10 protein-coding genes are annotated in these 8113 nt (G+C 46.0%); 7 read left to right on the plus strand and 3 right to left on the minus strand.

What is annotated here, in order from left to right; all coding sequences use genetic code 11:
- The 5 genes from A372_RS0107420 to A372_RS0107440 all read left to right on the plus strand — a co-directional run bounded on the left by A372_RS0107420 (position 1) and on the right by A372_RS0107440 (position 4635).
- A complete protein-coding gene (locus A372_RS0107420) occupies positions 1-2760 on the plus strand; it encodes a hypothetical protein (protein WP_019420201.1) in 2760 nt (919 codons plus the stop codon).
- A complete protein-coding gene (locus tag A372_RS0107425) occupies positions 2757-3356 on the plus strand; it encodes a hypothetical protein (protein ID WP_019420202.1) in 600 nt (199 codons plus the stop codon). Before A372_RS0107420 ends, A372_RS0107425 begins: the two co-directional genes overlap by 4 nt.
- Positions 3349-3495 (plus strand): XkdX family protein, encoded by a 147-nt coding sequence (locus tag A372_RS36245; RefSeq protein ID WP_019420203.1) that lies wholly within the window; start codon positions 3349-3351, stop codon positions 3493-3495. Before A372_RS0107425 ends, A372_RS36245 begins: the two co-directional genes overlap by 8 nt.
- An 80-nt stretch (positions 3496-3575) precedes the next feature.
- Positions 3576-3989, plus strand: coding sequence for a phage holin family protein (locus tag A372_RS0107435; protein ID WP_019420204.1), 414 nt, complete (start codon positions 3576-3578; stop codon positions 3987-3989).
- Positions 3973-4635, plus strand: a complete 663-nt coding sequence (locus A372_RS0107440; protein WP_026010947.1) for an N-acetylmuramoyl-L-alanine amidase — start codon at positions 3973-3975, stop codon at positions 4633-4635. The genes A372_RS0107435 and A372_RS0107440 overlap by 17 nt, the downstream gene beginning before the upstream one ends.
- A gap of 80 nt (positions 4636-4715) precedes the next feature.
- Here the strand turns inward: A372_RS0107440 and A372_RS0107445 are convergent, their stop codons facing one another.
- The 3 genes from A372_RS0107445 to A372_RS0107455 form a co-directional block, all read right to left on the minus strand.
- Entirely contained in the window at positions 4716-5081 is a 366-nt protein-coding gene (locus A372_RS0107445) for a hypothetical protein (RefSeq protein WP_019420206.1), read from the minus strand.
- A gap of 319 nt (positions 5082-5400) precedes the next feature.
- On the minus strand, positions 5401-5508 hold the full coding sequence (locus tag A372_RS36250; protein ID WP_019420207.1) for a putative holin-like toxin: 108 nt from the start codon (positions 5506-5508) through the stop codon (positions 5401-5403).
- Between the two features lie 158 nt (positions 5509-5666).
- Positions 5667-6530: a discoidin domain-containing protein gene (locus A372_RS0107455; RefSeq protein ID WP_019420208.1), complete on the minus strand. Its 864-nt coding sequence runs from the start codon at positions 6528-6530 to the stop codon at positions 5667-5669.
- Positions 6531-7004: 474 nt separating this feature from the next.
- Between A372_RS0107455 and A372_RS0107465 the strand changes: the two genes are divergently transcribed.
- Positions 7005-7337, plus strand: coding sequence for a YolD-like family protein (locus A372_RS0107465; RefSeq protein WP_019420210.1), 333 nt, complete (start codon positions 7005-7007; stop codon positions 7335-7337).
- A 276-nt stretch (positions 7338-7613) separates the two neighbouring features.
- Entirely contained in the window at positions 7614-7868 is a 255-nt protein-coding gene (locus A372_RS0107475; protein WP_019420212.1) for a YolD-like family protein, read from the plus strand.
- Positions 7869-8113: the final 245 nt, after the last annotated feature.

Consider the following 8113-nt stretch of genomic DNA (forward strand, 5'->3'; position numbering starts at 1 on the left):
ATGGCGAATGAGACAGAGCACCTCGGCCTATACAAAGCTGACCCAGTTGCAGACGGTGAGAAAACATTCAATATAGACATCATGCTCAACGAGAACTGGAACAGAATCGACGAGGCTGTTGGTGATATGGACACTGTCCCTACTAAGCAAAAGACGGCAGCGGGGGCAATCAAAGAGATACATCAAGCGGCCGTAGAGGCACAGGAAGAAATCAATGCTCACGTGAACGACACTCAAAAACACGTATCCGATACAGATCGCCCTAAGTGGGACGGCGCAGCCGAGGAAGTGTCCGACCCACATACAAAAGAGTTGATGCTATCCCCCGGCGTCCAGGTGGTTGAGGTAGAGAATGACACGCCGTTTAATTTTGGCGAAATCAAGGGGCGGACGCTTATAAACCTGTCAACGGGTTTGAGAAACCTTGAACGGTGGAAGGTCCATACAACCGGTGCGGCCTTGGAACTGGTCACGGATGTAACCGACCAAGGATCAGCGAGCCTAAAGGCAACGGTCAAGGCCTCGGCACCAGGAGAGTATACGGCATCGTGGAGCCTAAAAGAAAGGTTCGATTTTGGTTCTATTGGGGACGAAGGGGCTACATTCCTTTTGGTCGCTCGGGTACGGAATGGAACGGCGAAAAGGGCGAACGTAGAGATTTTATCGGGCATCTTTATGGGCGATCTCCCGGTTACGGACAGCACTAAGTTTACGACGGTACGAAAAGCCTTCTCCCGATCGAAAAATGAACCTAATACGTTCGACATGCAGATCCGCGTCACAGGTCAGAACGGTGATACAGCCTATGTGGACGGTATTCGGGTGTACCGAATAGCCGATATGATAGACGATGCACTCATCGGCCATATAAACAATATGGATCGAGACGAAGCTAATAAACTCTATCCTTACGTAGACGCTATGACAAACGTCCACAATCCATATGTGGCGATTACAGGGGCGAATCAGCTACCGCCGTTTACGAAGTGGGAATATGTGAATACTAAAGCCGTTGTAAATGGTCCGTACGAATACACGCAAACTGAAGACGACGGGACTTGGACGCAGGTGAAACTGCCTCTCAAGGCGATGACAACGCACCGCATCTCCTTTGATGGTACCAACGGTATACGAATGAGGATCAAATCCTCAGATGAGGCTATAACACTTTGGGATGGGGTGAGCGGAAGCACTTTTGAAACCGGGGTGTTTAACGAAGTGCGTGTATATGTGCACGCTACAGCGGGGACTATCAGGCGTCCTATACTTACTGTCGGCCCCGAACCGCAGCCTTTCCAGCCGCAACAACGCAGCATATGGGCAGCAGAATGCAACCTAGCCGCTAATCCGGTAGATGGTAGCAATCCCGATACGCTATTTATGGGAGACGATGGGCTGCCGTATGTGCTGGAGAAGTGGAAGAAGGTTACGCTGGATGGATCTCTGAATTGGTCGATTGGTGATACAACACCGAAAGGTGCAAAGCAAGTTAAAGTTGCAGGATTAGCTGTTGGTTCAGTACCAGCAAGTGGACACGCATCTAAGTACGATGGCAAATATATTCCTACGGGTGCGACAGGGGATGCGCCAGACTTACAAGCAGTGTCTGTAAACGGAAGCTTTTATATATCTATCTCCAACGCCGACAGCGGATGGGGAGACAAGCATACACCGGATGCTGACGAGATTAAGGCGTATTTCTTGGGGTGGAAAATGTACGACACTTCGGGCGCTGATCCTACAGCTATAGGGACTTATAACCGCACAGACGGATTGCATAAAGGGTGGACACCTTTGCAAAGTTACGACGGTAACATTTATAAAGGCGGTTATAAAGGTTCTGGTACGCCGAACACAATCCCAAGCACAGCTAATACGACGTATTACAGTAAAAGTCGGACTTGGCAACCATACCGTCTGCAATACCTGAAGACCAAGCCAACAATCGAACCCGTGAAAAACTACGAAACTGGCGCGACACTGTGTGCAGGGGCTAATATGGTTGAGGTTGGAAGCGGTATTGTGCTGCGAGAGAAGGCTAATCCGGTACTCACAAACGCTAAAGATATGTTAATTAATTCGAGTTTTCCGGGAGAAGATTCGTCTAAGTTAAAGCATAGAGTGAAACAGATATACAGCATTCACCGTGACAGTGCCACAGACTGGACGTGGACAAGACAACTCACCGATATGGCATATGGAAAAGAGCGAGCAATCTGGTATAGTGGAGTTGGCTTTGACCCATCGGCAGTCTACCACGTCACATACACGATGTTAGACCCAACGCTCGCGGCTCCTATATTGGGCACAGTAGCGGCCAACCTACGCGGTACTGTATCGGACTTGGTACAGCATACGGGGGACATGGAGCGGCGGCTATCCGTGGTGGAGATGCAGAAGGCAGATGCGGTAGAGGATACAGGTTGGATAAAGGTTCCGCCTTTAAATGGGTGGATACATTACGCAGCAAAACCACTGCGATTTAGAGTAAAAGGCAACCTACTATACATTGAAGGCATTTTGCAGGGTGGCACAACTGCCACCACTACGCAGCTTTTTAATTTGCCAATCACTCTTAAAACAGCTTATGGTTGCTGGTTGAACTGTATAACGTGGACTGGAGCGAATACAGTACAGCCCTTGCAATGCTCTATAACTACTAGTGGCATAATGAGGATTAATGCCGGAACAGCAGATACGTATATATCTTTTGACGGAGTAGGGTTACTAATTGAAGGACTGGAGGTGAAAAAATCATGAAATACGCGTATATAACCGACCTTAACGGTCGATACATTGAACCAACGCTCGTTGCGGACTCCGTGACAGGCGTTTTTGATCGCCGCGAGCCTGTCCAATCGGACGACGAGCAGCCGAATGAACCGGAGACCATCCTTGTCGGGTATATGGTCGCCGTGCCACTGCCTGCTGGGCTCTATGAGCCTATATTTGATGTCGAAGGCTACAGACAAGCCATGACGGACTACGAAGCAGCATATGCCGAATATATCGCGGCCGTGGCCGAGCATGACCCAGAAGAAGAGGAGCCGCAACCGAAGCCGCCGCTGCTGGTAGACGGCCCTTTGTTTTGGCGGAATGGCCTGACGCAAGAAGAGATCGAAGCCTTGCAGCCGAAGCCTGTACCGTCCGAGCTCGAATTTCTCGGGCAACAAATGGTCGCTCGCGAGTTAGAAGCGCTGGAACTCAGGCAGCAAAACGGCATTCTCGGGGAGCAGATTGTCCAAAAAGAACTTGAAATTCTCGATTTGCAAACGCAGAATGAAACACTAGGTTCTAATTTAGTCGGAATGGATCTGCGATTATTGACACTGGAAGGAGTGAAGCAGGATGTTTGAAAACGATTATGAACGCTTGAAGTATTTCTGTGATAAGGGTTGGTGTTCGGTCACTCAATTACAGCAGTACGTCGGGTTCAAGGTGATTACTCCAGAGCAATACAAACTCATCACGGGACAAAAATATCAAGCTAAGTAAGCGCCTGCTCATAGCACGGTGCTTTTATTATGCCCTCGGACGATACCGGGGGCTATTTAATTTAAAGGGGGATTACCTACATGGAAAGACTTGAAACGGTGTTGAAATCAGGAGCTGCAGCCGGTGGTGGATTGGCAGCATTTTTATTCGGCGGTTGGCCGGTGCTGATCCAGGTGCTGCTTATTATTGTGATTGTCGACTTCGCCACTGGCGTGATGGCCGCGGGAACGGAGGGGAAGCTGCGCAGCAGCGTTGGCCTTATCGGTATTGCGCGCAAGGTGTTTATTTTCTTGATTGTGGCTGTGGCACATCAGATCGATAGCGTGCTTGGCGATCAGCATTTGCTTCGAGATGCGACTATCTTTTTCTATATTGCCAACGAGCTGCTATCGATTATTGAAAACGGAGGGCGGATGGGCGTGCAGCTGCCACCAGTTATCCGGGAAGCGGTCGAAGTTTTAAAGGCGAAAGGCGGGGATAAGCATGGAAATTAAACAACGACTCCTGCCTGATGGCAAGCCAAACAAGCCAAGTCGTCCAATGAAGCCGGCTTACATCACGATCCACAACACGGACAATACATCCGCAGGCGCGACGGCGGAGGCGCATTCCAGATTTGTGCTAAATGGCAGCGGCGGAGCGCAGAAAAGCTGGCATTTCACTGTTGATGATCGGGAAGTGTATCAGCACTTACGCGACAACGAACAGGGCTGGCACGCAGGCGATGGCAGCGGGCCGGGGAACCGGACGAGCATCGGGGTTGAAATCTGTATGTATCGGGACATGGACCAAGAGCAGGCCTGGACCAACGCCGCCTGGCTTATTGTGCAGCTGGCGAAGCGGCATAGCATTCCGCTGACAAAGATTGTGCCTCATAAGCATTGGACGGGCAAAAACTGCCCGAGCCGCATATTGCCGCGATGGTCGGAGTTTGTTGAGATGGTACAGAAGGAGATGAAGGCAATGGAAAAACCAAAGCAGCCGGATTATGTGGGCCACTGGGCAGAAGCATCTATTCGGCGAGTGATGGACGCAGGAATTATGTCAGGTCGGGGGAATGGATTTGCACCGAATGAGCCGATTACGCGAGCTGAGATGGCAGCGGTAGCGGATCGCATCTTGAAGCAAATGCAAAAATAACGGCTGGGGGAGTTGTCGTTTGAAATGTAGGATATAAAAATAGCTGTCGAGAAATTTCTCGACAGCTAAGGCCGCTTTGTTTAACGTGGGCTTAACGTATAGGTTAAACCTAATGCTTTTATGCCAGTGAAGGTATTTTCCCACCCGGATCTTTCTACTTGATCTTTAACGCCTTCTGCAATCTCGGTATAAAACTGAGTTTGCTTTTTATTATACTTAGGGTTGTCATGGGGATTGGGAGTTATTTTATACGTATGTTCGCCTGGATTAAATGTAATGCCTCGGTTTTTTCCAAAAGATTCTTCGATATACTTGTATTTTACATTATTGATTGTGACTGTGCCACTTACACCTTTAGCTTCTACATTTACGCTGGAAAAAGGAAATATAATTACAGCAATGGCAAAAAACAGAGACAAGGATAGGGCAAAAAAACTCTTTTTCATTTAAACAACCTCCTAAAATAAAATAGGTGACTGTAGTAGTGGTTGGGGTTCTATGGATATATTACCATAAATTATAGTACTAAGTAAACACTTGGGCTCAGATTGTTGTAAAGATAATTTAAACGATTGTTCGGAGAACGTAGCCAAGAAGGGTTTGTTACACATGCCAAATAAAGTAGACGTATATTTTCCATCATGATAAGATATAAATAGAAAAGGAGCCGTGCGTCAACACGACTCCCACGCAATAGCCGCTTTTAAGGGCGGCAGGCTTTAAAGGTTTAAGTCAGAATAGACCGTTTCCTTCCGATGGGGCGGTCTATTTCTTTTTGTGCAGGTATATCAGCAGCGTTATGACGAACGTCAGTAACGCGAATATCCATAGTCCGAATTGAAACATAACGGATAGTGCTTCGTATACGCTCACAGGCTTCACCTCCCTTCCGGGAGACTAGCCGACCGCCCATAAAGCCATTCTATTGCCTATCTATCATACCATATTTTTCCCTTAACAAGGAGATTAACATTTCTTTAAAAAAGACTTATGAGAAAAGCCGCAGGATAGTTCCCACGGCTTTTTTTGCACTACTTTATCGAATACTCGTTTACTTCAAACGTTAAAATCTTATCGAAAATCACATAGTCTTTACGGCTGCTGAACGGCCCTTTGTTATTGTTGTGTTTGTTAATGGCATAGGATGCTGTTCCTGAGCCGGCTTGTTTACTTTCGTACCAGGTAATGAAGGCATTAACTTCTTCCATGCTAAGATCGAATTCTTTTTCTAAGCCTGTTATCATTGTAACAACAAGAATTGCTCTGTCACCTTTAGGCTGTTCTGGTTCTTCTGGGTCAGGTTTAGGATCAGGGACTTGTTCAGGACTGTACCCCCATATTTCCATCTCATGTATAGATAAGTTTACTTGATAATTAGCACCCCCAGTGTTTTTCGATACATTGAGTCTATAGTGTTTGAATGCTTTATCGTTTGAAATGCTAAATTCATTTGGACCTTCTATCCAACTAGTGTATTCTTTTATATCATCAAGAATTATCCAAGTATCCCCATCATTTGACCCTTCAAAAGTCCAACTAGCCGGCTGCACTACGTCTGGGAACGCGTTGTTAGTTCCATATCCTCCCTTGTATAAAACATACTTAGTTGCAACTTTTTCAGTATCAAACTCATATTTTAACCAACCTGTCTGTGAGCTAGTTCCCCATGAAGTAAATATTCCATCAACACTATAGTGAGGAATACCGTCAAAAGCCTTATAAGCTGGGAGGCCTTTAAACTCTTCACTAGCTGTAGCTTTACCTGATGGTGAATTAGCCGACTCCATCTTAGGTATAAGACTAATTGACTCCGGAGTTGCATTTGTTTCATTTGATACTGAAAAGCTTACAACAGTAAATAAAAAGATTAAAAACAAATATTTATATCTTCTCATGTAAAACACCCTTTCCTTTATATTTTGGACAACTCTTTATATCGGATTTATTGAGTGACTTTTATAGAAATGAACATGATCAAATAAATCCGTTTGGTTTGTAGGGCATCTAAGTTCCTTCCTGCGCAATGAAAAAGTTGCTGGACTGATGTCTTTAAATTTTCAGAAGTTTATCCGTTTTGAACTAGTATGTAGAATAATTCAGTTATTTTTTCCATTGTATACCGAACAAATATTCGCATATAATATAACCAAACAAATGTTCGAGGTGAGGATAATGCTGGAACATTACATCGGGCGAACGGTTGAGATCATATATGAGGATAGACACGGGACGCTCACACAGCGCCGTATTGTCGTCCGTAAGGTAAAGGATGGAATTGTATACGCTACGTGTTTGAAGACAGGAGCATGGCGTCCTTTCCGTCTGGAGCGAATCCTTTCATGGCAACCTGTAGGGAAGGGGAGAACAGCATGACAAACTCGAAGTTACACGGTGATGGTCTATGGTATGGGTTTATTATGCCAGAACATAAAACAGCCTTAGTGGAGCAGCAACGGCAGCGTACGCGCCAGCTACGTCCTGCACTCGATGAACAAGAGTGGGAACAGATAGGTCACCTTCTTCAGCGCTCCATGGAGGACCGTGAACCGGTTGCTTTGGAGTTGTTTGACCCGTTCGAACGGTGCGAGGAGATCGGCGTTGTAGTGGACATAGACATGATTCGAAAACGAGTCAAGCTGCTGCGGGATGAGGTTTCAATGTGGTTTAAGGTCGAGGACATAATTAAGGTGGTAACCCTATGAATGACTGGAGAGAAGATTTACAGCAGGATAAACCGACGAAGTATGAGCGAAAAGAATTCCGTATACCAGCTAACCCTAATCCCCCTAATCTCTGCAGTTGCATGGCCGCTATGAAAGGTAAGTGGATTGATGGCGTGTATATATGTGTAAGATGCACGAAAAGGGTATATGATGCATTCAGTTAAAGCCCCGGATTGCTCCGAGGCTTCTATTCTTGTATGAGAACATATATTTGGATACAATGGAAGTAATATTGTGGTTACTGGGGGGACAGACATGGCGAAGAAAGCTGTACCAAAAAGACCAACCAGAGATGAGTTCGAACTTGAGGAACTGGGTAACCAATTAGTAGAAGCGAAACAGGAGAACACAGAGGTAGCCTTGACCGTGTGGGGATGGGATGAACGCGTATGCGGTAGGGTTACTGAATTGGACTCAAGGACAAGGTTGGTGCACGTCATGGGTGGAGGAGAGGTAACGAAAATACCTTTTCTTGATGTCATGAAAGTCGAAAGTGTTGATCGGTTCTAATAACCGAAGTAAATCGAAATATGATGCATCAATAGGTAAAGCCCCGGAGTAATCCGAGGCTTTTTATTTAATGATTTCCCATAATAATTAGTAAATGTACATCTACCCAATCATCTACCCAATCATCTACCGACATAGGATACCCACGAAAACCGTACAGAACCAAAACCCTTATATGTACGGTGTACCAAAACATACAGAACCATATAAAACCAAACAAAACCATTTAGTAACGCACTCGTAAT

The organism is Paenibacillus sp. OSY-SE, assembly GCF_000283315.1.
Lineage (GTDB): Bacteria > Bacillota > Bacilli > Paenibacillales > Paenibacillaceae > Paenibacillus_B > Paenibacillus_B profundus.

What these genes read in the sequence shown, in the direction of transcription:
- A372_RS0107420 (WP_019420201.1), top strand. Translation starts at nt 1, where the DNA reads ATGGCGAATGAGACAGAGCACCTCGGCCTATACAAAGCTGACCCAGTT.
- A372_RS0107425 (WP_019420202.1), top strand. Translation starts at nt 2,757, where the DNA reads ATGAAATACGCGTATATAACCGACCTTAACGGTCGATACATTGAACCA.
- A372_RS36245 (WP_019420203.1), top strand. Translation starts at nt 3,349, where the DNA reads ATGTTTGAAAACGATTATGAACGCTTGAAGTATTTCTGTGATAAGGGT.
- A372_RS0107435 (WP_019420204.1), top strand. Translation starts at nt 3,576, where the DNA reads ATGGAAAGACTTGAAACGGTGTTGAAATCAGGAGCTGCAGCCGGTGGT.
- A372_RS0107445 (WP_019420206.1), bottom strand. Translation starts at nt 5,081, where the DNA reads ATGAAAAAGAGTTTTTTTGCCCTATCCTTGTCTCTGTTTTTTGCCATT.
- A372_RS0107455 (WP_019420208.1), bottom strand. Translation starts at nt 6,530, where the DNA reads ATGAGAAGATATAAATATTTGTTTTTAATCTTTTTATTTACTGTTGTA.
- A372_RS0107465 (WP_019420210.1), top strand. Translation starts at nt 7,005, where the DNA reads ATGACAAACTCGAAGTTACACGGTGATGGTCTATGGTATGGGTTTATT.
- A372_RS0107475 (WP_019420212.1), top strand. Translation starts at nt 7,614, where the DNA reads ATGGCGAAGAAAGCTGTACCAAAAAGACCAACCAGAGATGAGTTCGAA.